The following is a 26,766-nucleotide window of genomic DNA, read 5'->3' as shown; positions in this document are numbered from 1 at the left end:
GCTCCTTCGATCACACGCAATGCTGCAACCCGTCTTCACCGCTCCTATCTTTGCCGTGCATGGCCTGCTGGACGGCGCGCGCGGCAAGGGGCTGGCCACGCAAGAATGGCTGAAGGGCGTGCTGGGGCGCGCCGGCATCAGCGAATCGCTGCTGGAGCTCGAGGATTCGCGCGTAACCGTGGAGCAGTTCAACGCGCTATTTATCGCTGTCAAGGACAGCCTGAACGACGAGTGCCTGGGCTACCTACATGAGCGACCCATGCGCCCGGGCAGCTTCGCGCTAATGGTGCGCAGCGCGTTCACTGCCCATTCGTTGTCATGCGCCCTGCGTCGCCTGAGCGAATCCTTCGCCCTGCTGCAGGACGACGTGACGCTGGTGCCCGTGACCGAGGGCGCGCTGGGGGGCTTCGCGCTGGAGATGCGCGGCGGCCCGGGCGCACATGCCGAATTCCTTCATGCACATCTGCTGCGCGTGTTCTGGCGCTTGTTGCTGTGGCTGCACGGCGGCCGGCTGGTGCCGCAGCGATTCGACTTCAATTTTGCGCTGCCGCTCCATGCGATGAGCTACGGGCGCATCTTTTCCGGTTCGCTGTGCTTCGGGCAGCCGCGCACGGCCGCCTGGTTCGACGCCGACGCCTTCAAACTGCCGGTGCGGCGCGATCGGGACGCGCTGCAGTCCTTTCTGCGCGCCACGCCGGGCAACGTGGTGGGGCCGCACCTGAACGAGCGCAGCGCCAGCGCGCGGGTCCGCATGGTGCTGCAGCTGGCCAACCCCGAATGGCCCGACCTGCCCGTCACCGCGCAGCGCCTGCATATGTCGGTGAGTGCGTTGCAGCGGCACCTGGCCACCGAGGGCACTTCCTTCCAGGCACTGAAGGACCAACTGCGGCGCGACATGGCGATCGTGCGCCTAACCAGCAGCGAAGCCTCGCTCATCGCCATCGCCGCCGACCTGGGCTTCACCGACAGCACCGCCTTCCAGCGCGCCTTCAAGGTCTGGACCGGCAGCGCGCCGGGAGCCTACCGCGCCCGCTCGCGTAGCCCGCAGCACCCTACATAGAGGCATTCGACCAATTCCGGCACGGCCACGAGGCTGTAGCCGACCACCGAGAAGATCGGCGCCTTCATAGCTGCCGGGTCTTGGCCCACATCGAGCGAGGCTCTCGTGCGCTCAAGAGACTGTTTGCAGCCCTGGCAGTTGCACCGACGGCAGCGCAGCGACAGGCTGCGCCAGGAAGCAGACGCTTTCCGTCAGCCTATCGAGGTCATTCGTCATTGCCACCGTTGAGGCTGACTTCTAAGCTTCCTAAGCTAAAACTGAGCTCGCACTGCATAGGAGTGATGGCTCTGCGCCATTAGGAGCAGCACTGCCAGAATGTAAATCAAGCATCATGACCGACGCAGCCCCGGCACTCTCGTATCCGTTCTCGGATCTCCCACTCCCTGGCCAAGCCACGGAAATCAAGCCTGGTGTGCTGTGGCTGCGCATGCCGCTGCCGTTTTCCCTGGATCACATCAACCTCTGGGCATTGAGCGACGGTCCTGGTTGGGCGGTCGTGGACACGGGCATTCGCAGCGTGGACGTCAGGAACGCGTGGCTCGCCTTGCTCGCTCCGCAGGGGCCGCTAGCCGGCCGACCCATCTCCCGTGTGATAGCGACGCACATGCACCCGGATCATGTGGGCATGGCGGGATGGTTGACACGTCGCTTCGAATGCGCGCTGTGGATGACACGAGACGAGTATTTGAGCTGTCGGGTGATGCTTGCCGATACGGGGCGGGAAGCGCCAGTCGATGGCGTTCGCTTCTATCGGAGGGCCGGATGGAGCGACACCGAGGTGGATGAGTACCGCACCCGGTTCGGTGACTTCGGTAAAATGATCCATCCATTGCCTGACAGCTTTGTGCGGCTCACGGATGGCCAGATGTTGCGGATCGGGGACCAGGAATGGGAAGTCATCGTCGGCACAGGACATTCCCCCGAGCACGCGTGCTTCTACTCGCGCGAACTGGATTTGCTGATATCGGGGGATCAGGTTCTTCCCAGGATCAGTTCCAATACCTCCGTGTACGCCACCGAGCCGCATGCGAATCCTCTGCAGGGTTGGCTCGATTCCATCGACCGGTTGATGCAACGCGTACCTGGGAGCGCCCTGGTTCTGCCTGCCCACAACGAACCTTTCCATGGCCTGCACCTACGGTTGGAGCAACTGCGTGCGAGCACCGTCAGAGGCACCGACCGCGTCAGGCAACAACTTGCGCAGCCTCTGAGGGTCATCGACCTGGTTCGCGCCCTGTACCGTTCGTCCATTGTTGCGGAGCAAATGCACCTCAACCTCGCGACCGGAGAGACGCTCGCCCACCTGAACTATCTCGACCAGCGTGGGGAAATCGTGTCTGCAAAGGACGAAGACGGTGCAATGCGCTATCGGCTCGCCTGATGCACTAATTTGCCCTCAAGGATATAGAAGCAACCCAATCAAGCCCTGTCATTGACTGGGTTCTTTACTGGTGTGTTTCGAGAGCAATGGGTTCTTGCACCAGCGCGTCGTGTACGGCCTCCAGATCTTTGAACACCGTGTTGGCGAACGAGTCCTGGCGCGGCACCTTTCACAGATGCTCGACCGGATTCAGCTCAAGGCTGTAGGGTGGCAGAAACTCTTGGCTCATATTCTGTGGCACATCCAAGTGACCCGCGATGTGCCAACCCGCTTGATCCATGACCATGATGATGAACTCGACGACATGGCGTCGCGCCATCTCTGCCAGGAACACCGGCATTGTCTCAGCGTTAGCCCAGGGCGGCTCCAGAGAGTCCATCACGCCATCGTGCGTGCTAACGGCAGCGAAGGCGTACAGGTACTGGCGTTGCAGGCGTGCGCCGACGATGGGGCGTGAGCCCCTGGGCACCCAACCCTGCCGGGGTGTTCCCAGCAGGTCGAAGTGCCCTTCGTGCTGGAACACCAGCCGCACGCGGCGAGCATATTCAGCTTGACGCTTGACCTCTTGGTGCACTTGAACAGACTCTCAGAAAGGGGCCGTTTGTCATTCGATCGGGGCGCTTCGTCATCGCGGCTCGCAGCACCGGCACCTACGATTCTTTGCGTGCGCTGGACGACATGTAGCAGTGCGGCGATGACCGCCGTCCCCACGATCCGGAGCCTAACTCAAAGGAGACAAAAACGTGTACAAAATCGACATACAGAAGCTCGCCGACGACGCTCGCTTCAACCGCTTTCATGCCAAAGTGCTTCTGTGGTGCCTGTTGATTCTCATCATCGACGGCTATGACATCGCTGTGGTGGGCATCGCCATGCCGTCCATCATGCAGCAGATGGGCGTGAACGCATCGACTGCCGGTTTCATGGCCAGTTCGGCATGATGTTCGGCGCTATGATTCTGGGCACGCTGTCCGACCGGATTGGTCGTCGCTGGGCCCTCTCCATTGGTGTCATGCTGTTCAGTGTGTTCACCGCGGCCGCCGGATTCACCAAGGACCCCATCAGCTTCAGCGTGGTGCGCTTCATCGCGGGCTTGGGGATTGGTGGCGTGCTCCCGGTCATCGTGGCACAGATGGTCGAGTACTCGCCCAAGAAGATCCGCAGCCTGATGACGGCGCTGATGACTTCGGGCTACGCACTGGGCGGCATCCTGGCCGCGGTATTGGGCAAGCAACTGATCGGCGAGTACGGCTGGCAGGCCGTGTTCATCGCGGCGGGGGTGCCCGTGCTGCTAGTTCCGTTCATCCTGAAGTTGGTGCCGGAGTCCATGACCTACCTGATCTCTCAACGTCGCAACGGCGAGCTCGCCGAAGTGGCACGCCATCTCCAGCCGGGGGGCAAGCACCCGGCGGACGCGCAGTTCGTCGTGCCCGCTGCCGACCGCGTGGCGGGTGCGCCGGTTGCCCGCCTGTTCCAGGACGGGCGGGGCCTGAGCACGATGCTGTTCTGGGTGGCCTTCTTCTCGGGTCTGTTCATGGTCTATGCGCTCAGCAGCTGGCTGACCAAGCTGATGGCGATGGCTGGCTACAGCCTGGGGTCTGCACTCAGCTTCGTGATCGCGCTGAACGTTGGCGCCATCATCGGTGCCGTGGGCGGCGGATGGCTCGCCGACAAGTTCAACATCAAGTGGGTGCTGGTGGCGATGTATGCGCTGGGCGGCGTGCTGCTGTACTTGATGACGTTCAAGACCTCGACCGAGGTGCGCTACCTGATCATTGGCGCGGTCGGCGCCTGCACCACTGGCGCGCAACTGGTGGCCTATGCCTTCTGCGGGCAGTTCTACCCGATGTCCATCCGCTCGACCGGTATCGGCATGGCCTCCGGCGTGGGGCGCCTGGGTGCTATTGCGGCGCCTCTGCTGATCGGACAGATCGTCGCGCTGGAACTGCCGCTGGAACAGAACTTCCTGGTGATCGGCGTTTTCGGAGTCCTCGGCGCAATCGCCCTAGCGTTCATCAAGCACGGCGGCCCGACGTCGGCGACTCCGCAAGAGGCTGTGCGAGAACCGCGCCCGTTGCAGCCGACGCCGCAAAACGCCTGATCGTTGCCATCAATGGAGTCCGCTATGTCTGTCTACACCGCGCCCCTGCGCGACATGCTGTTCGCAATGAAGGAGGTCGGGGGGTTAGACGTCATTTGCGGCCAGCCCGGCAACGAAGAAACTACGCCCGATCTGGTTGAGGCGATCCTGCAGGAGGCGGCCAACTACGCCGCCGGCGTGCTGGACCCGCTGAACCGCCCCGGCGACGTGCAAGGCGCGCGCTGGCACGACGGCGAGGTCACGCCCGCCGATGGCTTTCGCGACGCCTGGGCCAGCTTCTGCGAGAACGGCTGGATCGGCATGCCGGCCTCTACCGAGTGGGGCGGCCAAGGTCTGCCGACACTGGTTTCCACCGCCGTGCTGGAGATGTGGAAGTCGTCCAACCTGGCTTTCAGCCTGTGCCAGATGCTCACGCTCGGCGCAGTGGAGACGATCGCCCACCACGGCAGTGACGACCTCAAGCGCCGCTTCCTCGAGCCCATGGTCGCTGGCCGCTGGACCGGCACCATGAACCTCACCGAGCCGCAAGCTGGCTCGGACCTGGCCGCGCTGAGCAGCCGCGCCGTGCCCGAGGGTGATCATTACCGCATCAGCGGCAATAAGATTTTCATCACCTGGGGCGAGCACGACATGGTGGAGAACATCGTCCACCTGGTGCTGGCCCGCCTGCCCGACGCCCCGCCGGGCGTGAAGGGCATCTCGCTGTTCCTGTGCCCAAAATTCCTGATCAATGACGACGGATCCCTGGGCGAACGCAACGACCTTGCCTGTACCTCGATCGAGCACAAGCTAGGCATTCACGGCAGCCCTACAGCGTCCATGAGCTTCGGCGATCGGGGCGGCGCGATCGGCTACCTAGTCGGCGAGCCACACCAGGGGCTGGCGTGCATGTTCACGATGATGAACCACGCACGGCTGAACGTCGGGCTCGAGGGCGTAGGCGTTGCCGAGCGTGCCTACCAGCATGCGCGGTCATATGCTTTGGAGCGCGTGCAGGGCAAGCCGGCGCTGGCCGGCAGCGCCACCATCGTTGGCCACCCCGACGTGCGCCGCATGCTGATGGATATGAAGGCGCGCACCGAGGCGATGCGTGCGCTGGCCTACTTCTGCGCAGGGCAGATGGATCGCGCCGCCGGTCACCCTGATGCACGGGAGCGCGCTGATGCTCTGGCGCTGGTCGGCCTGCTGACGCCGATAGTCAAGGGCTGGTGTACAGACGGTGCACAGGGCATCACATCCGATGGCGTCCAGATCCACGGCGGCATGGGCTACATCGAAGAAACCGGCGCGGCGCAGTACTTCCGCGATGCCCGGATCACGACGATCTACGAAGGAACCACAGGCATCCAGGCCAACGACCTGATCGGCCGCAAGTTGGCACGCGAGGGCGGGCGCACGCTGAAGGAACTGCTGGGCCGCATCGACAGCGATGCGCGACGCCTGACTGTGGCGTCCGATGCCGCGCTGACGCAGATCGGCGGCGCATTGGCGGCGGCAGCCCATGCACTGGAGGAAGCGACCGATTGGCTGTTGGCCAACGACGCACAGCCCGCGCACTGCGCGGCGGGTGCCGTGCCCTTTCTGCGGCTGGCGGGCACGGTGATCGGCGGCTGGCTGTCGGCCCGCATGGCCGAAGCGGCCACCGCGCAACTGGCAGCGGACTCGGGCGATGCTAGCTTCCTCGGTGCTAAGCGAGCCACGGCCGGCCACTACGCGACGCACGTCCTGGTGCAGGCCCCGATGCTGCGCAACATCGTCACTGGCGGCGCCGGCAGCACGCTGGCCCTGGCGGACGATCAACTCTGAATGATCCTGAAAGGAAACCCTTCCATGAAAATCCTCGTACCCGTCAAGCGCGTGGTCGACTACAACGTCAAGGTCCGAGTCAAGTCGGACGGCACGGGAGTCGACACCGCCAACGTCAAGATGAGCATGAACCCCTTCGACGAGATCGCCGTCGAGGAGGCCGTTCGCCTCAAGGAAAAGGGCGTGGCGAGCGAAGTCATCGCCGTCTCCTGCGGCGACGCCAAATGCCAGGAGACGCTGCGCACCGCGATGGCGATCGGCGCCGACCGCGCCATCCTCGTCGAGACCCCAGCCGACCTCGAGCTGCAGCCCCTGGCCGTCGCCAAGCTCTTGAAGGCCCTGGTCGACAAGGAACAACCGGGCCTCATCATCCTGGGCAAGCAGGCGATCGACGACGACGCCAACCAGACCGGCCAGATGCTCGCAGCGCTCGCCAACCTGCCCCAGGGCACGTTCGCGAGCAAGGTCGAAGTGGTGGACGGCAAGGTCCACGTCACGCGCGAAGTCGACGGCGGCCTCGAAACACTGGCGCTGAGCCTCCCCGCCGTCGTCACGACCGACCTGCGCCTCAACGAGCCGCGCTACGTGACGCTGCCCAACATCATGAAGGCCAAGAAAAAGCAGCTCGACACGCTCAAGCCCGAGGACCTCGGCGTGGACGTCACGCCGCGCCTGAAAACCTTGAAAGTCACCGAGCCCGCCAAGCGCGGCGCCGGCGTCAAGGTGGCCGACGTGGCCGCGCTGGTCGAAAAACTCAAGAACGAAGCGAAGGTGATCTAAATGTCGGTACTTGTGATTGCTGAACACGACAACGCGTCCATCAAGGGCGCCACGCTCAACACCGTCACCGCTGCCGCCGCCTGCGGCGGAGACGTCCACGTGCTCGTCGCCGGCCACAACGCCGGCGCCGCCGCGCAGGCCGCAGCGCAAATCGCCGGCGTCGCCAAGGTGATCCACGCCGACGCCGCGGGCCTCGAGCATGGCCTCGCCGAGAACGTCGCCGCGCAGGTGCTCGCCATCGCCCAGAACTACAGCCACATCCTGTTCCCCGCGACGGCCAGCGGCAAGAACGTCGCGCCGCGCGTCGCTGCCAAGCTTGACGTCGCGCAGATCAGCGACATCACCAAGGTGATCAGCGCCGACACGTTCGAGCGCCCGATCTACGCGGGCAACGCGATCGCCACCGTGCAGAGCAGCGACAGCGTCAAGGTCATCACCGTGCGCACGACGGGCTTTGACGCCGCAGCTACTACCGGCGGCAGCGCACAAATCGAAACGGCCGCCGCCACGCCCGACGCGGGCCAGAGCCGCTTCGTCGGCAGCGAGATCGCCAAGAGCGACCGGCCCGAACTCACGGCCGCCAAGATCATCGTCTCGGGCGGGCGGGCGCTCGGCAGCAAGGAAAAGTTCGACGAAGTGATCACGCCGCTGGCCGACAAGCTCGGCGCCGCGATGGGCGCAAGCCGCGCGGCCGTCGACGCGGGCTATGCCCCCAACGACTGGCAGGTCGGGCAGACCGGCAAGATCGTCGCGCCGCAGCTGTACGTGGCTGTCGGCATCTCGGGGGCGATCCAGCACCTGGCGGGGATGAAGGACTCGAAGGTGATCGTGGCGATCAACAAGGATCCGGAGGCGCCGATCTTCTCGGTGGCCGACTATGGCTTGGAGGCCGATCTGTTCACGGCTGTGCCGGAATTGGTTAAGGCGCTCTGACTGAGGCAGTTACACCGCTGCCGACAGCCCAAGGGCATCGCTTGCAGTGCATTTTTCGATTGGGCTAGCGTGGCGATGACCGCTATACGGCAGATACCGTAAGTTCGTCGATCCGAATTGACCGGCAGCACCCGCTGCAAAGCCGACGTCGTCGATTGGGGCCCGCTTCAGGCTGGACTGAGACATTCGCTGCCGAAGCCCGAATGCCGGCTTCGGCCGAAACCGGGTACTCACGCAACGTGGCCGCGACTGACCGCTGCACGCTCTAAGCGTACGGTGGGAGCATCGCCGCATCACGGCGCATGGAATGGCTGTGTTCGCCGCCGGCGCGCGTGTTGCGAGCTAGACTGCGTTAGGAGCGGCCCCCTTTCCTCCTGCCCCACGCGCCCACGAGCGTGGCCTGTCTACGTCGCATGCATGTGACAACACTGCATCTAAACCGCTCATTGCCTATGCTCTTGCATGCTGAAAATTAAGATGTACCCAGCCAAGAACGGCGACTCGTTCCTCGTAGATGCGGGAGGGACGTTCATTCTCATCGACGCCGGCTTTGCAAGCACATTCCAGGATTTCGGGCCTTCCGAGCCTCGCCGCTCCGTCATTTATGGCGCGGCCTGGGTTCGCGCGCGGTTGCAGTCGGTGGCCGCCGGCGGGTGAATTCACGTGCTTGGCACCATGCGGTCGTTGGGCCCAACGACCGGCGCTGATCCTAACAGCAACTCTACGAGGTGCTACAGCCGTAGTCCGAGTCCGAGACGTGAGTTGATCATCCGTTGTGGCCCCGCAGGCCAGTGATCGTCAGTTCCAGCGAGCCCGACCAGCAATCTGGTACGCGCGGATTGCCATCAAGTCCAAGCGAGTGCATCGAAAGGCCTACACGCCATAGCGAGCCCGACGCAAGCTCTCCATAAGATATTCCAGGTTCTCTGCTGTCGGTTCCTTGTCCCTGAGCCCCCGCACGGAAACCCCGTGTGCTGCGCCCACTCGACGCCCTTACGGAAGGGCACCTTCTTGCCCACTTTGGCTGCCGTTTCGATGTATTGATTGACGATCGGGTGCTTCCTCGCGTTCGCAATGTCAATGGCATCGCTGGTGTGGATCACGCGCCAGCTGGGGGTCAATCAATCTTCCGGTTGAATGCCAACCGCTGGCAGCAGCTCGGCATAGAAGCGGCGATCGTCCTGGATGGCCTTTCGCAGGTCGCCGGGGTCTCCTCGTTTTCAGTGCAATAAGTGACGGTACGCAAAGCTAGCACTGGCGCGGGGGTGGTCTGGGTAGACCGTTGATTTCATTGACTTTCCTGTTCGCTTTGTAAACGGGTATGGTGGCCTCCCACTTTTGAGGTTCACGATGCAGGGTTGGCACACAACGTTTTTGGGGATGCGTGGGCTCCCCCGCGATATCAGCGACTTCGAGATGAAGGCATTTTTCACCTTCGATGGTGCCGAGCGCGACGCAATCAATGCACGCCGAGGTGATTCCCACAAGCTTGGTCTGGCGCTCCATATTGGTTTCCTGCGCATGAGTGGGCGTTTGCTCGGTGCCTTTCGGGTAATTCCAGTAGCCTTGTGGCGCCACCTTGGCAACGAGCTTGGCATTGCAGCACCAGAAGTCGCCTCGCTGAGAGCCATGTATGAACGCGGGCGCACGCTATTCGATCACCAACAAGTAGCCTGCACGGTCCTTGGATTCCAGTGGATGAGCGAGCACCAGCGCCGCTCACTGGTACGTGAACTGCGCGACGAAGTGGCGCGCTGCGCCGACCGCGATCAGCTACTCGTGCGGGCGCGTCAATGGCTGTACAAGAACAAGCTGGTGATCGTGCACGAGCGGGCAATTCGGACACTGATTGCGGCGGCACTTGCCCAGCTTGAAGTTGAAACAGGCACCGCCATCGCCGCCAGCGTTGATCCAGCAACACTTGATCGCTGGCGAGCCTCAGTTTCAGAGCTGCGCCCAGATGGACAAACCCAGCAGAGTTGGCTATGGGCTGCACCGGCGAAACACTCAACCCGCCAAATCAGCGAGGTACTGGAGCGCATCGACCTGCTTTACACGCTGGACGTTCATAAGCACCTGGCAGACATCCCCGATCTCATCTTGCGCCGCTACGCGCGCCGACTTGTCTCCAGGCCGCCCTCAGCCGGAGCCAAGATCAAAGAGCCAGCGCGCACCGTGGAGGTCGCATGCTTTCTTCGGTATTGCCTGTTCACCACCACAGACCAGTTGATCCTTATGGTGCAGCGCCGGATCGCCGATCTGTGGCGTCAGGCTGCCGCCGATGTCCCCGCTACCGTCAATTGGGCCGCAATGTACAAAACGCTGCTCGGCGAACTTGTTGCCTTGAGCGCGCAAGGTGCGGTGCCAGATGCTGAGTTGCGTGCCCGTCTTGAAGCCTTGATCACCGAAACCCAGAAACGCAAACCACCGAGCAGGGCCTCCCTGGTCCGCGAGGGATTGATTGATGGAATTCGCCCCGTGCGGTCGTTGCTCGTCGCCATTGCAAAGCTGCCCTGGCAGGCCACCGGCGAGCATCCTGCCATCGAGTACCTTGCCAAGCTGCAAGCTTTATATCTCAAAGGATCCAGAAAGCTGCCAGTTGAAGTGGTGGCACCAAGTCTGGGAATGATCTGGCAGGTTTCGATCTCCAGCCCAGACCGGGAACGGGCGTTTCAGGCGTTGGAGGTGGCCACCCTGTTTGCCCTGCGCCGCGCGGTGCGCAATGGCTCGGTCTGGATTGAGCACAGCCTGAGCTTTCGGGGTCGTGCGCGCTTGTTCTTCACGGACGAGCGTTGGCAGGCAGAGTCCAAGAAACACTATGCCCGTCTATCGTTACCCAGCAAGGCTGCCACTTTCTTGAAGCCTTTGCTGGCCAGAGTAACTGCCGGTGTCGATGCGGTGGCCGCTGCAGCCCGCAGTGGCGTACTGCGCGTGGATGATGAACTCCATTTGTCGCCATTGCCCGCAGAGGACGAAGACCCAGAAGTGACCAAGCTGCGCGCGGCTTTGGATCACCGCATCGGTGAGGTTCAATTGCCGGAAGTGATTCTGGCCGTTGACGCCCAGGTGCGCTTTAGCTGGATCATGCTCGGACGTGAGCCGCGCTCTACCGACGAGCTGCTGATGGTCTATGCCGGCATCATGGCCCACGGCACCAGTCTGACTGCGGTCGAATGCGCGCGCATGATTCCGCAATTGTCTGCCACCAGCATTCGCCAGGCCATGCGCTGGGCGCGGGACGAACGGCGTCTGAGCCAGGCCTGCCAGGCTGTGCTGGAATTCATGCAGCGACACCCGATTGCCGCCACCTGGGGGCGGTCCGATTTGGCATCTTCTGACATGATGAGCATGGAGACCACCAAACGGGTGTGGCAAGCCCGGCTTGATCCTCGGCGCAACACACCTTCCATTGGAATCTACTCCCATGTAAAAGACCGGTGGGGCATCTTCCATGCGCAGCCCTTTGTGCTCAATGAGCGCCAGGCGGGCGTGGCCATTGAAGGTGTCATCCGCCAAGAAAAGCTGGAGACCAGCCAGCTTGCTGTGGATACCCATGGCTACACCGACTTTGCCATGTCACATGCCCGTTTGCTTGGTTTTGATCTTTGCCCGCGGTTGAAGGAACTCAAACAGCGCCACCTCTTTGTGCCACGCGGCACCAAAGTGCCCGCAGAAATCGCTGCGGTGTGCGAAGCCAATGTCGACGTCGCTTTGATCGAAAAGCATTGGGATAGTCTGGTGCACCTGGCAGCCTCGGTCATGAGCGGACATGCCAGTGCGGTGGCAGCTCTTGCGCGGTTCGGTTCTGCCGCCCAGGGCGATCCAATCTATGAGGCTGGCGTGCAATTGGGGCGGTTGCTGCGTACGGCGTTTTTGGCTGACTACTTTGTCAAGGACGCTTTCAGGAACGAGTTGCGCCGGGTGCTCAATCGGGGCGAGGCTGTTAACGCCCTCAAGCGCGCCATTTATACCGGCCGGATCAGCCCGGCGCAGGCCAAACGTGTCGATGAAATGCAGGCTGTGGCCGATGCGTTGAGCCTGATGGCCAACATCGTGATGGCGTGGAATACCTCACAGATGCAGGCGGTCCTGGATCGCTGGTCGAACCGCCGCCAGGTCATTCCACCGGAACTGATCGGGAAGATTGCGCCCACCAGGCTGGAGAGCATCAACTTGCGGGGTGTGTTTCGCTTCCCGGTTGACCGCTATGCTGACCAAATCCTGCCTTCGCGGCCAAATGCATCGATAACTGGCACCAATGGATGAAACCGACCACGGTTTGACGCCACGAATCGCAGATTTGAAAGTGAACAGGAAAGTCAATGAAATCAACGATCTACCAACACCACCTCCGCGCCAGTGCTAGCTTTTCGTACCGTCACTTATTGCACTGAAAACGAGGAGACCCCAACATAAAGAGAGGGCCGCACCATGAACACACACTTCGCACTACTGGCCATCTACGGCGATGTGAACATTCCGCTGGAGAAATGCGGCATGGAGTTCTTCGGCCTAAGCCCCAAACGCGCCGCCGAAGCCGCTAACAAGCAGGCATTGCCTGTGTCTGCTTATCGCCTGGGGTCTAACAAGAGTCAGTGGTTTATGGATGCAAGCAAGCTGGCCGCGTACATCGATCAGAAGAAGGTTCAGGCCGAGCAGGAATGGAAAGCTGTGAGGTGCTGACTCAAGGTCCTCACGCTCTTGCGCCCCCGAAAACAATGACTGCATTGAGACCCGAGCCAGCTGGGGCGGCTTACCCAAGCCCCACGCGAAGCTGGCATGTCAACAGAGTCTGCATTTTTTGCACAGGTACTGACCGTTGCAATTTTCACACAGCAGAAGAATGAAAATACAATAGAAACACAATATTCGATAGTTTTTATTGTTCAAATAGCTGGGAAATCTGTGAAATTCAACATAAGCAAGATCTTTTGCAGAATAGATCTTAGACGTTTGATTTTGTTCCTCACTGTTGCCAGCGCGTGTGCTTCTTTAATAAATACATTTTATGCAGCTTATACTGTCCAACGGCAACAGCTGATTGATGAAAATCTCAATGTTAATTTCGTCTACGCAAATAAGCTGGCAAAGAGCACAGATGACTTCCTAAAAGCAGCACAACAGCAACTCGCAGCCAGTTCTGCATATCTATCAAATCACTTCAACAATATCGATGCGCTTAGTGCTGAATCTGAAAGACTCAAGAATCAAACTGAAAGCTTCAACTCTATTCTTATAGTTGATGCGCGCTCTAGCGTGCTAGCCTCCTCCCCGGCAAAACTCAAGCTCACCGGAAGAACTCTCTCTACGTCAGGCGTTATTGAATCGATAGAAACGAAGAAGCCGCTGATTAGCGACTCCTATATTTCCACCGTGGGAAATTTGCTGATATTTATATCTCACCCCATACATGACTCATCCGGCAACTATTTAGGAATGGTTGCTGGAACCATCTACCTAAATCAGCAGAGCATCCTAAACGATCTACTTGGAACACATTACTATAATGATGGCTCATATTTGTATGTTGTCGACAAGAACAAGAAGCTCATTTACCATCCTGACCAGAATAGAATTGGTACGCTCGTTAATGGTAATGAAGTCATCGGAAGAATTAAAAATGGCGAATCGGGCAGCCGAATCGTACAGAACACTCGAGGTATTGAGATGGTTGCCGGCTATGCGCTTATTCCCACTACACGTTGGGGAGTGGTTTCCCAGAGACCAATGTCAGCAACGCTTGCTCCATTGGACTCGCTGATGAAGCAGGTGGTTCTTAAGACACTACCTGTCGCGATAGTTTCTGTATTACTCATTTGCTGGTGTGCCCACAGAATCGCAAAGCCTCTACGATTGCTGTCTGAGGACGCGAAAGACATAAGTAATCCTGAAATAGCGAATAAAATTCAGAATATCAAATCGTGGTACGTTGAGGCCCATGATTTAAAAAAGGCCATGTTAATCGGCCTGTCCTTGCTCAATGAAAATATAGAGAAGCTTCAGGACGACGTTAAAACAGATCCTTTGACCAAGCTTGGTAATCGACGTAGCCTGGAAGCTGCATTGCAAAATCCAGCCAGTTTTTCTCAGTGGTCTCTATCGACATCGACCACTTCAAGAAGGTCAACGACACCTTTGGGCATGATGTCGGTGACATCGTCTTGCGTGATCTGGCAAAGCAGATGAGATTAGTCTCCCGCGCAGATGACTTGCCTTGTCGTATCGGAGGTGAAGAATTTTTAATCGTCTTGCCTAGGGCCAGCGAAAACACTGCAGCTCAAGTCGCAGAGCGCCTGCGCAAGCAGGTGGAAGAAACAGTGTTTGAAGGCGTCGGCCACATCACCATTTCCCTGGGTGTGGCAAGCTGGCCGAACAGCTCTTCCGACATCCCAACGGTTATCAAATACGCCGACGAGATGCTCTACAAAGCCAAGCGTGAAGGCAGAAACCGTGTGGCTGTCTATCGTCAATCAGAGACTGAAGAAATGCAGCCGGCTTAGTGCGAGTACTGGTCCTGCTTGAACAGGATTCCTCCAAAAAAAAGATGAACGATACCATTGAGCTCGCCGCCAAGCGCGATCGGATCAAAGAAGGCATTGTTCCTATGCTGCACACTCCACAAAGAACACTGGAAATCCATTCAGTACTGTATTAAAATACAGCATCGCATCAAAATGAAAGACTGAACATGCTTACAGGTAGTTGCTGCTGTGGAGAAGTGCAATTTACGGTCGCCAGTCCACCTACCATGATGGGCACATGCCATTGCAGCCGATGCAGAAAGATTGGAGCCAGCACCTTCGTGTTCGTCAAGCGTGAATCTTTCACTCTACTTTCTGGCGCAGACTCCATCACCACATTCAAACCACAAGCTCCCTATAAATACAGCCGCTGCTTTTGCTCTCACTGCGGCACTGCACTTGGCGAAGTGACCTCAATTCTCGAGTCATTCCCTGTCGCAGCTAACTGTTTTGACGTCGAATTGCCAGTAAGCAACCTGTTTCACGAATTTGTCCAGGAGAAGCCCAACTGGTACGGTATATGCGATGACGCCAAACAGTTCCCTGAGCATCCTCACCAGTAAAGCGCGTGACACCCCCCTCACTTCAAATGCGTTGGCGACACCTTGCGCTGGCCTCCCAGGGATTAGGACTGCGCAAGAGATTTAGCAAGGGCCCTGCCGGTACCTTGGCTGCAATTGAGCATCTAGGCTATGTGCAAATAGACACGCTATCAGTTGTGGAGCGAGCACATCACCATGTTCTTTGGAACCGGGTGCCTGGGTATTCTCGGCTGCACTTGAATCAATTAACCAGCACCGGGAAAATTTTTGAGCACTGGTTTCATGCGGCGGCTTACCTGCCTATGCGCGACTACCGATATGCGCTACCACTTATGCTCTCTTTTCGACGTGGCGAGAGCCCCTACTTCAAGAACGTTGACAAGGGGCTAATGGCAGAAATTATCGCCCGTGTGCGCGGCGAAGGTGTACTGAAAACACGCGACCTGAAAGAAAGTACAAAAGGTAAAGGGGTGTGGTGGGACCATGGCCCGGGCAGGCGCGCGCTCGAAAAATTGTTTATGCAAGGCGACTTGATGATTTGCGAGCGCAACGGTATGGAAAAGCTTTATGTCTTGCCTGAACAATTGATCCCCCCAGGTTTGAATCAGCAAGAACCTAGCCCCGAAGAAGTGGCAGCCTATCTGATAGATAACGCCATGCGTGCGCATGGTGTTTTCACCTTGGGGCAACTCCTTCATTTGCGTACCGGAAAGCCCTTGCGCAACGCGATACGTGAACTGCTTCAAGCTCGTCTGGAGCAAGGTATGGTTCAAAAACTGGACACCCCATTACTGCCTGATGCCTATGCCGTGGAGGTCGAGCATCTAGCCACTCGCCATCCGCAATCAGGCGCTGAGGTGCGTCTGCTATCCCCGTTTGACAATGCAGTGATTCATCGCGAACGTTTGAAGCAGATGTTCAACTTTGAGTATCGGCTTGAAAGCTATGTGCCTGCGACTCAGCGCAAGTACGGCTATTTTTGTTTGCCCATTCTGTGGCAAGAGGCCTTTGTTGGCCGTATCGACTGTAAGGTAGATCGGGCCGCAGCTCGTCTTCATGTTCATAACCTGCACCTGGAGCCGGGCTGGGTACCTGACGTAATTTTTCACCAGCGGCTGCAAGATGCGGTCAGTGAGCTGGCGCACTTTTGTGGTTGCACTGATGTGCAGTAATCGGTTTTCACTGGAGTTTTTTCATCGACCGAAGGATCTGTCACGCCATACCAACTCAGGTACATCAGCAGAATCAAGATTTTAGTGAAGCCCAATATTCATGCAGCGAACACTGCGCGACCTGCTCAATGCTGCAGCCTCGTTCAAACAGTCTGCTGATAGCTTCATGTCGCATGATCATGAAAGCGTAAATCTGTGATGTTCAAAAGCTTGCACGCTCGAGTGAAACTAGAGCCGATGCTGCGATGGTTATAGGGAAAGACCAACTCGCCAGCCTGCCCTGACTCAATACGTCGCTTGATCAACGCCAACGCAGGCTCCAGCATCCGAAAACAGCGCCGGTTGCCTGTCTTCAGTTTGGGGTGCTTCACATCATCCAGCCAGCCCACGCGGCCGTTGAAGTCCACGTCGGCAACCTTGAGCGTAGTGATCTCTTCCTGGCGCCGAGTGGTCAGCAGTGCAAATTCAAAGATCTGCAGCATGGGGATCGAGGCGCGAGTCTCCTGCTTGGCAAAGTACTCCCGCAATGCGGCCTCTTCCTCAGCCTTCAGGCGACGTATGCGCCGGCGCGGCTTGGAGATGACCTTCAGCCGCAGCAGCTCCTGCTTGGCGGCATCCAGCTCCTGCACCAGCTTGTTCATCCCGTAGCGCGTCACTGCGCCCAGGCAGGCCTGGCGCAACCAGACGATATCGTTGAGCACGGTAGCAGGGCCTGCATCCTCTTCAGTGCGCCGCCATCTGGCGTACTCGATGAAGTCAATGGCACGCAGATGCCGGGCATAGCGGTGCGCCAATTTGGCCTTCTGCAAGCGGGTGATGTCGGCCGTCTTGGACTGCCCCCATGCCACGATGCCTTTTGCATCGCTGACATAATCCTGCAGTATCTGCTTGAGGGTGACGAGTCCTTGAACAGGCTGGCCAGTCGCTTGGGCCTCCTCGATTTCTGCCTCACGTCTGCGCAACCATTCCTGGGCAAGAGCGCGCCGGGTGAACGTCTTGGACTCGGAAAGAGTCAGTTCTCCGCCTTCCTTCAGGCGGATCTGAGCCCGGAACGATACGACACCCTTGGCACTCTTTCGTTGGGTGATGGTTCCCACCAGTGCTCCATGAAATTCGTGGTGCACCAATGTAGCATTCAGCGTCAAAAAACCCGGCAAAACGGGGTGAAACAGGGTCAATTTTCAGTGCACCACAAGGCACTTTTCATAGTATGAGCACCGAACAAACCGTTAAAAAACAACCAGATAGCAGCATGTGGCGCATATCGGTGGCCCCTATGATGGACTGGACAGGTATCACGGTAACCATTTGATTTTCAATAGAAAAATCATTGTTTCAAGTTTCGTGGTGCCATAACGGTGCATGGATCACTCAGAAATCGCGCGGAATCAAAGCACCACGAAAACCCAAATCTCATGGCTCGACTGAATCACCCAGAGGTTCGTGAACGCGTTTGAGTCTAAGTCAGGCCACCGACTCGCCAACCTGACTAGCTAGTTGCCTGAAATAGCTTGCCTCTGCTGGCGAGGTACATTCGATGAGTGCAAGCAGTCGATAGTAGTTGAAGCAAGCCCCCCACTCCATCCAGCGTACGGGACTGCCCGTTGGCCCAGTCCATAGGGGCTAAAGATTCACTGTCGGTGGACAACATTCAGGCTGTATCACCTTCCCTGCCACCAATTCGTCAGTCAACGAATCTCTGTTCACATACAGCAAAGCTTCGCCCTCGCAGTAAATTTCCACACAGAGCCTTCGAGCCTCGGCCCACCCCTTTGGGAAAAGGTGGGCTTTCTTTGGGTATGGCCAACGTTTCAGAAGATCGGCATATTCTGAATGACTGAGATGCCAAGTCTCTACTATGGCAACGATGTCTCCATCGCTGTCATTTAAACGGCTCAGATTGGCATGTGCAAATGGGCTAAAAAATACCGCTCCCATCAACTGCTCTAGGTCAACTGACTTCTCGTTCCAGCATAATGAAACGAAAGACCTATATTTTTTGTAATATTCAAAATACTGCACTAATCATCCAAAATATTATTGATATTGTTACAAAACACCCTTCATTCGGCGGACTAACTCCTTAAGGCCAGGAATTGATCTTTCCATCAAAAATCCTTCATATTCGTTAATATCCTGGACAAAATAATCTGCCATGTCCTTTTGCGTCACAATTTTCTTGAATGCTCTGGACACTTCTTTAGTCAATTCAAATGGAACTTCAGGCTTCTCCATATCTTCACGCTCAATCGCAATAGTAGTGTAACCATATTCGCTAACTACGGCATTTTCGATAATATCGTGAATATACATCCAACCTAAATCTGCTGTCTTATGGGGGGTGCCATCATTATTTATCTTCCAGGTAAGCATCCATTTGTTTTTATTTATATTCTCCCCATGTGCAACCTCCATCTCGTCTGATGCTATCGATTTAAATGCCTTAGCGTTCTCTGTGTAATCAGACTCGCTACGAGGAGATTGATACCAGCACACATAAAAATCATCATTAGACAACACGTCGAAATCCTTCAACGACGGAGCAGTTTTATTTCCATTGACTACAACTTTATTGGCTAAAGCTGCATTCCAAATATTCTCCAACTCCACAAGCCTATTTTTCTTATCCTGAGGCTCTGGATAGCGTGTTTTGGCTAGGGCTTGAAAATTAGCAAACGTATCACTTATTTCACGCATGCGGGATTTATCGGAAATTTCAACGCATAGCTCCAAAAGAGAATTAGCTCCTCCATCTAACCCATTTTTAGTTAGATTAGAGCTTCCTACCACAGCGGCCGCATCTCCGATGTAAATTTTGGCATGCAACTCATCCAAAAAATAAACACTATCCCAGCCTCCCTTAATTTTTCTTACCAAATCCTTAATCGCCTTTGGGTTGCTACCTAACGTAGGAGACAAGATGACTGCCTCCAGGCTCTGGGGGTCAACAAAACTCTCCCAATCAGCACCGATATAAGCTACCGCAATTCTTGACGGATTACATTTCTTGATTGTCTTTTGTATTTCTTTACCTGACAAGATATTCATGATTTACCTTAATTAACTATGATTATTTTATTCTGGAGCGCATGAATTTATCCATCTTCTCCAGCTTATTTTGAATTTCATTCAAATGAAATTGAAACTTCGCATTTTCAGCTGATTCATTTTCCGCCATGTAACCGGAAATAATATCCGACAGAAAATCCTCTGATGAGTGCTCATTAATAATGGCCCTGGAAAAAATCAGCGCTATCATTTTTCCATTTGAATTTCTAAATTTGAATCGAAACCCTACGTCGAAAATAATAGCTGCCGACACAGTGCTCCAATTCTTCTTTAGCTCTGTGTGCGTGCAATCGTGCACATAAGCGGTTGACGGCTCAGACTCCGCGTCGTAGGGCTCCAGCACCGCGTCATAACCATTCCCGTAACGAACATACAGACGAGCAACGCCATCACTTTCCTTCAAGGCCTCCTCGGCATCAACAACCTGCTGTGCGAAGTGGTTGAAGTTATCTTTGAGCGCCTTTGCAGCCAGCGGGGAAAACTGAGTTCCATCCATCGTGCACCCCCATCATCCTTTTGAGTGATTTTTTTACTCATTCGGATAAATGGTAACTGCAATTCTTTGCCAAAACAATCTATGAAAGTTGGAAACTTTCTCATCACTTGATGCAGTGCAGATAAAAGTTGGCGAACGCTTCTGGCGCAGCTGATACCTATCAAGGCTTGGGCCCTTTCCTGAACAAGTCCGCCGGTGAAGTCCTAACATAGGCTCACAGAGCCCCTGAGTTCATTCTTCGCCCAGCGCCCGCTCAACTAGCACCTGCCGACTCAGCAGCACTACCTCGTCGTCTCGCCTTGCAAGATCACCTCGGAGTCTTGCAACCACTTCGACGCCCTCGACAATGTGTCGGTCGTAGGCTTCGAGTCGATCTGCAAGATCGATGCCGGCAGCGGCGTTGGCTTGGGCTTGCGCGCGGTAGGTTGCGGCACGTCGTTCGGCATCGAGCCGCAGGCGCTCAGCGCGACCGAGATCAGCCCGCAGCTGAGCATCGCGGCCAGGTTGTTTTTGCGTGAATTCATCGCTTGCTTTCTGGGTGTCGACGGCGTGCTGCCGCTCGCGGTTTCCGGTTTCTCGCTCGGATTTGAGGCCGGTCTCGGCCTGGTCTTTGGCCGCATTGGCAACGGCCAGCTGCAGCACCTGGTGCGCGCGCTGCTCGGAATGCAGGCGCAGGGTCTGCCAGGCCAGCAGACCCGCCAGCAGATAGCACAGCCAGCGCAGGCCGTTGGCCTTGAAGTAGCTACGCATCACACCCCCAGCATCTCGACGTATTTGGCCCGCCGCGACTGCAGCGGGACCGTGTTGCGAACGTGGCCCCGGTTCACGTCATAGGCGCTCTGGCCGTAGCCCTGCCATTTTTCGCGGCTCTTGACGCTGTGCATCTCCACATGCCCAAACCATTTATTGGGGTTGCAGCCCGGCGTCATGCCGCAGAGCTTGCGGTCTTGCTGCAAGTGCGCCCAGCCGCCGTTATAGGCAGCGCCACACATCGCCACGCGGGTGAGGTCATCGAGGCCAGGGGTCAGCCTGGTCAGGTTTGCATCGCAGCTGCGCAGCTTAACGATCGCAGCACGCACGTTCAGATCCGCGCGCTGGTACAGCGTCTCCCAATTCAGCTCCTCCAGTGCCTTGGGAGCCATGGCCTTGACCTCGGCCAGCGCATCAAAGCGCTGCGCGCCGGCAGCCGTCCAGGCCCGTGTGAACTGGGTCAAACCACCGCCCTCCTCGCGCGAGGTCTTGAGCTGGGCCGTGGTGCTCCAGCACATGCGATGTGACAGGCTCGGGCAGCTCTCCTGCTCGATCAGCGCCCCCAGGTAGCTGCGCCGGGGCATGTCGGCCCAGTGCTGCTCGATCTCGCTGACCACCATCGGGGCCAGCGCACGGGCGCGCTGAATGCCGGCAGGCTCCGCCGCATTGGCAAACTGCGTCATGCTGGCCCACACGATCGCAATCACCATGGCCGAGCGCAGCAGGCACAGCGCCAGAAAGGAAAGTCCTGCACCGATAGGATGCTCCAGCGACTTCTGCCAGGCCTCACGCCCGTGGGCGTAGTCCGCCATGGCCTTGCTGGCCGAGAGCGCGATCGACACCGCGACCGCCGTCCAGGACAGCCACAACAGCCGCACCACCGGCTCACGCCAGCCATTCGGCCCCATGGCATTGAGCACAATCACCACCACGGGCAGCACCAGGACTGCCCACCAACGCCAACGCTTGATCGGGTTCATAACCCCTCCTCTCTTCTACGGACACAAAAAAGCCTGCCGGTGTTGCCACGGGCAGGCACATGGAAAACGCGAAACGATGCGGCTAGATCTCAGCCCTCACATACGTGAGCGTGGGAGCGCGCTCCACGATCTCCGCATCGCGCACAAACACCGCCTGGCCGACCGGGGCAGCAATGGGGTTGCTGACCATGACGCGCACACCACCGGGGTACTCGATCTGGGCCTGGTTACCGACCAGGGCCTTGACCGTGGCAAACAGCTTGGGAGACTGCCGCTGCAGGGCCTGCAGGCGCAGATACAGGTTGATGGGGATCATTGAAAGCGGTCCATGGTCAGGGTTTGGGTGAATTCGGGCATGTTTTCATCCAGGGATAGGTGGCGCACCAGGCCGCGCCAGGTCTCGCCAGGCTCCTGAACTTCAATCAGGTAGCCAGGCAGGATCAAGCCCGGAGCCGTGCCGCCCGTGATCAGGGGCACGCTGACCTCCTGCCGCCAGCGCAATGCCGAGTCGGCCAGCGGCACGATGCCGCGCTGGCGCACCGCGATCACGTCGGTCATCAGCGGATCTGTGATCTGGGCGGCCAGCAGATCGCCAGCGGTACCGGCGCGCACAATCTGGCCCACGACGCCACCCGCAGCGGAGCCGGACACATAGACGGCATTGCGCAACTCCTGCTCCAGATCCGTCAGCGTGTCCTGCACGATGATCTGCCCCGGCATGACCACATCCGGGACCACAGTGGCCCAGTTCCAGGGCAGCGCTTTGTACTCCGGCACCAGCTGCAGCACCGGGTCGGTGCGATGGCTGCGAACCACGGCACCGGCTGCCTCGGCAATGCGCTTGATGACCGACAGCGGCGTGCCCGTGTGCGACCAGGCAGCAGCCGGCACTTGCCAGTCTTCAGCGCCCCAATCCAGCGCAATGCCTGTGTTCTGCAGCGCCTCGCTCGCAATCTGCTGCACCGACATCTGACTGCCGATGCTCCAGGCCTTGGCGCGCCAGTAACGCTCCCCGATCAAGGACGTCACGCTCTGGCCCGATACAGACGCCTCCCAACCGTCAAAGCTGCGCGATCGCACCGGCTGCTTGACCGCGAACACCCAATCGATACCGTTGATGGTGAGCCGGATCTGCTGAGGCACCCCACCCTGCGGAGCCAGAAGCCCCACCAGGTCGACCGGGCCAGAGGCAGACAGCGTCCAGCCGAAGCCATCATCACCGCTCTCGATACGCACACCCGTCAGCGGCACCGGCATGCCGGAGGGCAGCAGCACTGCATTGGACTGATAGACAAGCATGTAAACCTTCAACAAAGGAATGACAAACTGCGAACCCGGCTCAGGCGTGGACTGGCAGCAGTAAAAAACAAGATCTGCCGAAGCAGACCAGGACTTGCAGAACATCAGCTTGATCGGCCCCCCGACCAGCTGCTCATAACAACCGGGCTTTTCCGGCTCTGGCGGCTTGGTCTGCGACTTGCCAGCGGGCGGCTTCATGGCCTGCTGGTAGCGCGCTTGAAAGCCCCGGTACAGCGGCACCGATGGGCCTGCGCCCGTTGTGAGCAGGTACTGCAGGCGCATCGCATCCTGGGCCGTTGCCTCGACCATGCGGCGGCGGTCGCGCAGGCTTTCCTGAAACCGCACTGCCCAGCCGGCGCGAGCGGGAACGGCATCCTGGGCCTTGGCCTGCAGGGCCACGCGCACGCCCTGGGCGTCTTGCCAGCGGGCCCGGGTTGCTGCACCAGGCAGAGACCGGGCCTGCTGAAACCGCCCCTGCAGGGCCACCCCTTGCCGCTGGCCATCCTGCCAGGCCACACCAAACTGCTCTTGCATGGACATGGCATCCTGCGCATTCGATACCCAACCCGCAGGCAGTGCATCCGTGTCTTGCCAGCCGGAGATCCAGCCCTCCGTCACAGGCTGCGCCTGCTGGGCACTGGAGGCCACCTCAGCCACCACAGGCCGGGGCGTGTCGGTGTTGTAGCGCACGACCGCGCTGCAGCGCAGCCCAGGCATACGGCCCGCTACGACCAGATCCTTGCGCACATGCACCAGGGATCTGACCTTCAGACCCGGCATGCGCGCGGCAACGGCCAGCGTTGCATCGGGCACCTGAGCGCCGCCGCCATCGCCAAAAACCAGCTCGACCGGGCTGCCGGTCTTGAAGGTGCGGTTAAAGATCAGGTCGACGGCGGCCATCAGGCTATCCTTGTCTCACCCAGGATGGCCTTGCCGCCTGCATAGAGCTGGGTGCCGGTGCTGCCGAGCAGCTTGAAGTGCCCTGCGCCTGCCTCATCCGTGACCAGGCCGCGCCCAACCAGCTTGCCGTCGCTGGTAGCCCAGAGGCCGATAGCGGCCTGGCCGCTCGCAAGAATCATGTCGCCGCTGCCGCTTGCCTGAGTCAGCAGCAGATAGCCGCCCTCCACGATCTGGCCGCAGGGCTTGGTGAGCGTCAGCGTGACGAGCAGCTGCTCGGCAGCGTCATACAGGGAGATGCGCGACGCTTCAGGGCCGGAGTCCGCAAAGGCCTGAGTGGCCTGCAGGCGGACCAGGGCATGGGCTGGCGAGATCTCGAATACGGGTGCATCACTCATGCCACCACCTCGGGGATCTGGTTGTTGGCTACCGCCGAAAAATAGTTCTTCTCGTGGTCCCAGGCCTCGATGTCATATTCGTAGCGCTCGTTGATGCCTTCAAAGCGGTAGCTGCCGTCTGCTGCGCTCCAGACCTCGCGCACCAGATAGCCATCACGGCTGCGGAACAGGCGCACGCGGCGTTGCAACAGACGCTGGGTCTCATGTTCTTTGACGACGCCATAAATGAAGCCTCGGCCTCCAAACTCAGCGTCCAGAAACTTGACCGTACCCAAGGCCTGCATCAGAGAAGAATTTTGTGCAATTGTCTCTGCGCTGCAGACAACGTTCAGAGCGGCTGCAGAAGTGCTTCTGTACGGCAATTCGCCTGTATAGCCTTCCCTAACCCATACAGGCACACGACGAATCGCGACAAAAGCTGCACCAGCCCCCCCGTAATTCGACATTGCTCGTGCATTGGAGAAACGCACAGATGTGACTTCTGACATCTGCGCCGGGTATGACCAAGCGGCGTGATTGTTACTGTTTGCCGCCGACGGCATCCAAGCCATCGCTTGGCTTTTGAAGGTGATATCGCCGCTAGGCCATCCAAAAGTACCTGTTTGCGATGCCTTTGTGAGGGCTCCAAGAGACGCCCCGAAAAACATATCTGTAGAGTATTCTGCCCCGCGCTTTAGTCGAATGGCTGCGACTACTCCTCCATCGTTTCGCAAGAACTCAATATCGAGATTGGCAATATCTCCGTTGTAAAACCCATTCAATGAAGACAAATTCCAAGTGTCATGGATAGAAAACTGGTTGATTGTTTTCTGCGGTTGAACACCTGTATCACCGGGATTCGTTCCGGCATTTGCAAACAGCCCGATGTCAATCGTCTGCCCGAAATTGCCCGCCCACGTCGCTGCGCCTTGATCGAATGCGTTGTATTCTGGGTAAGCAGATCCCGCTCGCAAAGCGACGATATAGCCCTGCTGCGGAGTTCCTGCAATCACCTCCCCCACCTGCTGGATCTTGGGCGCACCAGCTGTTTCAACGCCGCTGAAATCGCTGCGCACGGTATATATGCCGTCAGCCAGAAATTCCAGGGCAAGAGCCACAGGAGAAACTGGAACAGAAACAAGCCCGAGCTCGACGCCATCGACCTCCTGCTCAGCAGGTAGCGTGAACACGATCTGAAAGCCAGGCGCGGAGACGTCCGCAGCGGCAAAACGACAACTCGCCGCCGAGTCATCCAGCAAGTCGGCCAACGCGCCTGAGACCGGCGCAGCCGTGCAAGTCAGCACCGCGCCGGAGTCCACGCGTGTACTCGATGCCAGCAGCCGCAGGCGGCTGAGCACCAGATCCTGGCCCCGGGTATCGACTGAAGTGATGCGCCAGAGCGCCGACTTAGCCATTGACGACCTCCCATGGTCCGGAGGCGTCAAAAAAGCCAATACCAAAATTGGAGCCGTCACCCTGTAGCGGGACTGTGAGGAAGGTCTTCCCCGAGAACTCACCCATGCCAGCAACAAAGCCGAATTTATTGCCCAGCACCGACATCACACCGCTCTGAGGGCAGTACCAAGCACCAGGCATTTCGCCACGCGGGGCCGAATCAACACCGTCCGTGATGATGATGGGAGACAGGCGCAAGCCGTTGTCAACACGGGAGGGATACCCTCCCAATGTGCCATCGGCCCCTGAAGTGCCGTTGCGATAAGCACGACGACGGCTGGATGCCGTGCTGCCAATGCCGTGGCTTTGACGCGCGATGGCAAAGGAAGCCTTATCTTCGGCACATTGAAACAAGCAGCCTGCCCGATCGGACCAGCTGCTGTTGTCCAAGCCACTGACCGTCCCACACCAGGCATCCCCGCTTTTGTAGCTGTTGAGGTCCCCCGCAAATGATGCAAGTCCGTAGGAACCTGCTTGCGGTGCCGTTGCCGAGGAATTCCCGGCGCAGGCAAAAAAGTAGAACGAGCGAGCATTGCCGATCAGCAGCCAATAGCGCGCCGTCGAGTCCGGGTAGTTGTTGCTCTTGATCCAGTACCAGCCACCCGCAAGCGATGGCGAGACCCCTATACCCGTGTCAACATCGGTCATGGACTCATACATCTGCACTCTTGCCTGACCGCCAGCCGAGTCATTGACCCGGTAGAACATGCGGGTGCCACGCGGATCGGTGGGTCGAAACACCGACACATTGGTCTTGCTGTAGACCTCCTCCCAGCCCAGGCCCGCCATCTTGAAGCTGATGGAGCCCGTAACTGCACCATCCGGCAGATCCGTCTTGAACTCCACCCAGCCGTTGGCTACGGCAGTGACTCGCTGCTCGCCATTCAAGGCTGAGGGCGAAGCCCCCGACACGGTGATGACGGCATACGGCTCTGCGGCGCTCTTGCCGCTGGCAAAGACCAGACGGCACACGCCATTGCTGATGGAAGCCGACTCCACGGCCTTGCTGCCCCAGCCCGTGACCAGAAATGCCCGCAGCACGAGAATCATGGAGCCAGGGTTGCCGTTGATGGGGCTGACGCCCGTCATGGAGCTGTAAATGTGCTTGACGCTGGTGTCTACGATGGATGCCATTTCTATCTCTCCA

The 26,766-nt window shown here is 58.4% G+C and carries 24 protein-coding genes and 1 pseudogene; 14 read left to right on the top strand and 11 right to left on the bottom strand.

The annotated features are described in order from the left end of the window. Window positions 1-19: 19 nt before the first annotated feature. Window positions 20-1,060: an AraC family transcriptional regulator gene (locus QYQ99_RS25805; protein WP_027015141.1), complete on the top strand. Its 1,041-nt coding sequence runs from the start codon at window positions 20-22 to the stop codon at window positions 1,058-1,060. 331 nt (window positions 1,061-1,391) lie between these two features. Then, entirely contained in the window at window positions 1,392-2,441 is a 1,050-nt protein-coding gene (locus QYQ99_RS25800; RefSeq protein WP_302090614.1) for an MBL fold metallo-hydrolase, read from the top strand. A gap of 169 nt (window positions 2,442-2,610) precedes the next feature. Here the strand turns inward: QYQ99_RS25800 and QYQ99_RS25795 are convergent, their stop codons facing one another. Beyond that, the gene (locus QYQ99_RS25795; RefSeq protein WP_154163153.1) at window positions 2,611-3,015 is read right to left on the bottom strand and encodes a transposase; all 405 of its coding nucleotides are present in this window, start codon (window positions 3,013-3,015) and stop codon (window positions 2,611-2,613) included. A gap of 169 nt (window positions 3,016-3,184) precedes the next feature. Between QYQ99_RS25795 and QYQ99_RS25790 the strand changes: the two are divergent. The 12 genes and pseudogenes from QYQ99_RS25790 (at window position 3,185) to QYQ99_RS25735 (ending at window position 16,296) form a co-directional block, all read left to right on the top strand. After that, window positions 3,185-4,542, top strand: a pseudogene (locus tag QYQ99_RS25790) (MFS transporter). A gap of 24 nt (window positions 4,543-4,566) precedes the next feature. Beyond that, window positions 4,567-6,348, top strand: coding sequence for an acyl-CoA dehydrogenase (locus QYQ99_RS25785; protein WP_248694830.1), 1,782 nt, complete (start codon window positions 4,567-4,569; stop codon window positions 6,346-6,348). 24 nt (window positions 6,349-6,372) lie between these two features. Beyond that, complete coding sequence (locus QYQ99_RS25780; RefSeq protein ID WP_046988488.1) at window positions 6,373-7,128, top strand: electron transfer flavoprotein subunit beta/FixA family protein; 756 nt, start codon at window positions 6,373-6,375, stop codon at window positions 7,126-7,128. Then, on the top strand, window positions 7,129-8,061 hold the full coding sequence (locus tag QYQ99_RS25775) for an electron transfer flavoprotein subunit alpha/FixB family protein (RefSeq protein WP_248694829.1): 933 nt from the start codon (window positions 7,129-7,131) through the stop codon (window positions 8,059-8,061). A 462-nt stretch (window positions 8,062-8,523) separates the two neighbouring features. Continuing rightward, window positions 8,524-8,718 carry a hypothetical protein gene (locus tag QYQ99_RS25770; RefSeq protein ID WP_248694828.1) on the top strand — a complete coding sequence of 65 codons (195 nt, stop codon included), beginning with the start codon at window positions 8,524-8,526 and terminating at the stop codon, window positions 8,716-8,718. Between the two features lie 314 nt (window positions 8,719-9,032). Next, window positions 9,033-9,293, top strand: a complete 261-nt coding sequence (locus tag QYQ99_RS25765) for a hypothetical protein (protein ID WP_248694827.1) — start codon at window positions 9,033-9,035, stop codon at window positions 9,291-9,293. A 118-nt stretch (window positions 9,294-9,411) separates the two neighbouring features. After that, the gene (locus tag QYQ99_RS25760) at window positions 9,412-12,327 is read left to right on the top strand and encodes a Tn3-like element IS1071 family transposase (protein ID WP_003049965.1); all 2,916 of its coding nucleotides are present in this window, start codon (window positions 9,412-9,414) and stop codon (window positions 12,325-12,327) included. Window positions 12,328-12,492: 165 nt separating this feature from the next. Further along, complete coding sequence (locus QYQ99_RS25755) at window positions 12,493-12,744, top strand: pyocin activator PrtN family protein (RefSeq protein ID WP_302090613.1); 252 nt, start codon at window positions 12,493-12,495, stop codon at window positions 12,742-12,744. A 96-nt stretch (window positions 12,745-12,840) separates the two neighbouring features. Continuing rightward, window positions 12,841-14,247, top strand: a complete 1,407-nt coding sequence (locus tag QYQ99_RS25750; RefSeq protein ID WP_302090612.1) for a cache domain-containing protein — start codon at window positions 12,841-12,843, stop codon at window positions 14,245-14,247. Continuing rightward, complete coding sequence (locus QYQ99_RS25745) at window positions 14,151-14,561, top strand: GGDEF domain-containing protein (protein WP_302090611.1); 411 nt, start codon at window positions 14,151-14,153, stop codon at window positions 14,559-14,561. The genes QYQ99_RS25750 and QYQ99_RS25745 overlap by 97 nt, the downstream gene beginning before the upstream one ends. 188 nt (window positions 14,562-14,749) lie before the next feature. After that, entirely contained in the window at window positions 14,750-15,145 is a 396-nt protein-coding gene (locus QYQ99_RS25740; protein WP_367882826.1) for a GFA family protein, read from the top strand. A gap of 26 nt (window positions 15,146-15,171) precedes the next feature. Further along, window positions 15,172-16,296: a winged helix-turn-helix domain-containing protein gene (locus tag QYQ99_RS25735; protein ID WP_302090610.1), complete on the top strand. Its 1,125-nt coding sequence runs from the start codon at window positions 15,172-15,174 to the stop codon at window positions 16,294-16,296. Window positions 16,297-16,460: 164 nt separating this feature from the next. Here the strand turns inward: QYQ99_RS25735 and QYQ99_RS25730 are convergent, their stop codons facing one another. From QYQ99_RS25730 to QYQ99_RS25685, 10 genes are all read right to left on the bottom strand, one after another. After that, complete coding sequence (locus QYQ99_RS25730) at window positions 16,461-17,474, bottom strand: tyrosine-type recombinase/integrase (RefSeq protein ID WP_302090609.1); 1,014 nt, start codon at window positions 17,472-17,474, stop codon at window positions 16,461-16,463. 871 nt (window positions 17,475-18,345) lie between these two features. Then, window positions 18,346-19,344 (bottom strand): phospholipase D family protein, encoded by a 999-nt coding sequence (locus QYQ99_RS25725; RefSeq protein ID WP_302090608.1) that lies wholly within the window; start codon window positions 19,342-19,344, stop codon window positions 18,346-18,348. Between the two features lie 22 nt (window positions 19,345-19,366). Then, window positions 19,367-19,861, bottom strand: coding sequence for a hypothetical protein (locus QYQ99_RS25720; protein ID WP_302090607.1), 495 nt, complete (start codon window positions 19,859-19,861; stop codon window positions 19,367-19,369). Between the two features lie 231 nt (window positions 19,862-20,092). Further along, the gene (locus QYQ99_RS25715; RefSeq protein ID WP_302090606.1) at window positions 20,093-20,611 is read right to left on the bottom strand and encodes a hypothetical protein; all 519 of its coding nucleotides are present in this window, start codon (window positions 20,609-20,611) and stop codon (window positions 20,093-20,095) included. Then, on the bottom strand, window positions 20,611-21,591 hold the full coding sequence (locus tag QYQ99_RS25710; RefSeq protein WP_302090605.1) for a hypothetical protein: 981 nt from the start codon (window positions 21,589-21,591) through the stop codon (window positions 20,611-20,613). Before QYQ99_RS25710 ends, QYQ99_RS25715 begins: the two co-directional genes overlap by 1 nt. A gap of 82 nt (window positions 21,592-21,673) precedes the next feature. Beyond that, complete coding sequence (locus QYQ99_RS25705) at window positions 21,674-21,907, bottom strand: hypothetical protein (RefSeq protein WP_302090604.1); 234 nt, start codon at window positions 21,905-21,907, stop codon at window positions 21,674-21,676. Further along, complete coding sequence (locus QYQ99_RS25700) at window positions 21,904-23,790, bottom strand: hypothetical protein (protein WP_302090603.1); 1,887 nt, start codon at window positions 23,788-23,790, stop codon at window positions 21,904-21,906. Before QYQ99_RS25700 ends, QYQ99_RS25705 begins: the two co-directional genes overlap by 4 nt. Next, on the bottom strand, window positions 23,790-24,185 hold the full coding sequence (locus QYQ99_RS25695) for a hypothetical protein (protein WP_302090602.1): 396 nt from the start codon (window positions 24,183-24,185) through the stop codon (window positions 23,790-23,792). Before QYQ99_RS25695 ends, QYQ99_RS25700 begins: the two co-directional genes overlap by 1 nt. Then, window positions 24,182-25,579, bottom strand: a complete 1,398-nt coding sequence (locus QYQ99_RS25690; protein WP_302090601.1) for a hypothetical protein — start codon at window positions 25,577-25,579, stop codon at window positions 24,182-24,184. The genes QYQ99_RS25695 and QYQ99_RS25690 overlap by 4 nt, the downstream gene beginning before the upstream one ends. After that, a complete protein-coding gene (locus QYQ99_RS25685; protein ID WP_302090600.1) occupies window positions 25,572-26,753 on the bottom strand; it encodes a hypothetical protein in 1,182 nt (393 codons plus the stop codon). The genes QYQ99_RS25690 and QYQ99_RS25685 overlap by 8 nt, the downstream gene beginning before the upstream one ends. Between the last annotated feature and the right edge of the window lie 13 nt (window positions 26,754-26,766).

Origin of the sequence: Comamonas testosteroni, assembly GCF_030505195.1 — a bacterium.
Lineage (GTDB): Bacteria > Pseudomonadota > Gammaproteobacteria > Burkholderiales > Burkholderiaceae_C > Comamonas > Comamonas testosteroni_G.
Note: the sequence above shows the minus strand (reverse complement) of the source record. Positions and strands in the feature narration are given on the sequence as shown.

Coding starts and splice junctions, on each gene's coding strand:
- QYQ99_RS25685 (WP_302090600.1), bottom strand. CDS start 26,753: ATGGCATCCATCGTAGACACCAGCGTCAAGCACATTTACAGCTCCATG.
- QYQ99_RS25695 (WP_302090602.1), bottom strand. CDS start 24,185: ATGAGTGATGCACCCGTATTCGAGATCTCGCCAGCCCATGCCCTGGTC.
- QYQ99_RS25780 (WP_046988488.1), top strand. CDS start 6,373: ATGAAAATCCTCGTACCCGTCAAGCGCGTGGTCGACTACAACGTCAAG.
- QYQ99_RS25770 (WP_248694828.1), top strand. CDS start 8,524: ATGCTGAAAATTAAGATGTACCCAGCCAAGAACGGCGACTCGTTCCTC.
- QYQ99_RS25715 (WP_302090606.1), bottom strand. CDS start 20,611: ATGCGTAGCTACTTCAAGGCCAACGGCCTGCGCTGGCTGTGCTATCTG.
- QYQ99_RS25735 (WP_302090610.1), top strand. CDS start 15,172: ATGCGTTGGCGACACCTTGCGCTGGCCTCCCAGGGATTAGGACTGCGC.
- QYQ99_RS25740 (WP_367882826.1), top strand. CDS start 14,750: ATGCTTACAGGTAGTTGCTGCTGTGGAGAAGTGCAATTTACGGTCGCC.
- QYQ99_RS25760 (WP_003049965.1), top strand. CDS start 9,412: ATGCAGGGTTGGCACACAACGTTTTTGGGGATGCGTGGGCTCCCCCGC.
- QYQ99_RS25785 (WP_248694830.1), top strand. CDS start 4,567: ATGTCTGTCTACACCGCGCCCCTGCGCGACATGCTGTTCGCAATGAAG.
- QYQ99_RS25805 (WP_027015141.1), top strand. CDS start 20: ATGCTGCAACCCGTCTTCACCGCTCCTATCTTTGCCGTGCATGGCCTG.
- QYQ99_RS25750 (WP_302090612.1), top strand. CDS start 12,841: ATGTCAACAGAGTCTGCATTTTTTGCACAGGTACTGACCGTTGCAATT.
- QYQ99_RS25725 (WP_302090608.1), bottom strand. CDS start 19,344: ATGAATATCTTGTCAGGTAAAGAAATACAAAAGACAATCAAGAAATGT.
- QYQ99_RS25775 (WP_248694829.1), top strand. CDS start 7,129: ATGTCGGTACTTGTGATTGCTGAACACGACAACGCGTCCATCAAGGGC.
- QYQ99_RS25700 (WP_302090603.1), bottom strand. CDS start 23,790: ATGGCCGCCGTCGACCTGATCTTTAACCGCACCTTCAAGACCGGCAGC.
- QYQ99_RS25755 (WP_302090613.1), top strand. CDS start 12,493: ATGAACACACACTTCGCACTACTGGCCATCTACGGCGATGTGAACATT.
- QYQ99_RS25800 (WP_302090614.1), top strand. CDS start 1,392: ATGACCGACGCAGCCCCGGCACTCTCGTATCCGTTCTCGGATCTCCCA.
- QYQ99_RS25690 (WP_302090601.1), bottom strand. CDS start 25,579: ATGGCTAAGTCGGCGCTCTGGCGCATCACTTCAGTCGATACCCGGGGC.
- QYQ99_RS25710 (WP_302090605.1), bottom strand. CDS start 21,591: ATGAACCCGATCAAGCGTTGGCGTTGGTGGGCAGTCCTGGTGCTGCCC.
- QYQ99_RS25720 (WP_302090607.1), bottom strand. CDS start 19,861: ATGGATGGAACTCAGTTTTCCCCGCTGGCTGCAAAGGCGCTCAAAGAT.
- QYQ99_RS25705 (WP_302090604.1), bottom strand. CDS start 21,907: ATGATCCCCATCAACCTGTATCTGCGCCTGCAGGCCCTGCAGCGGCAG.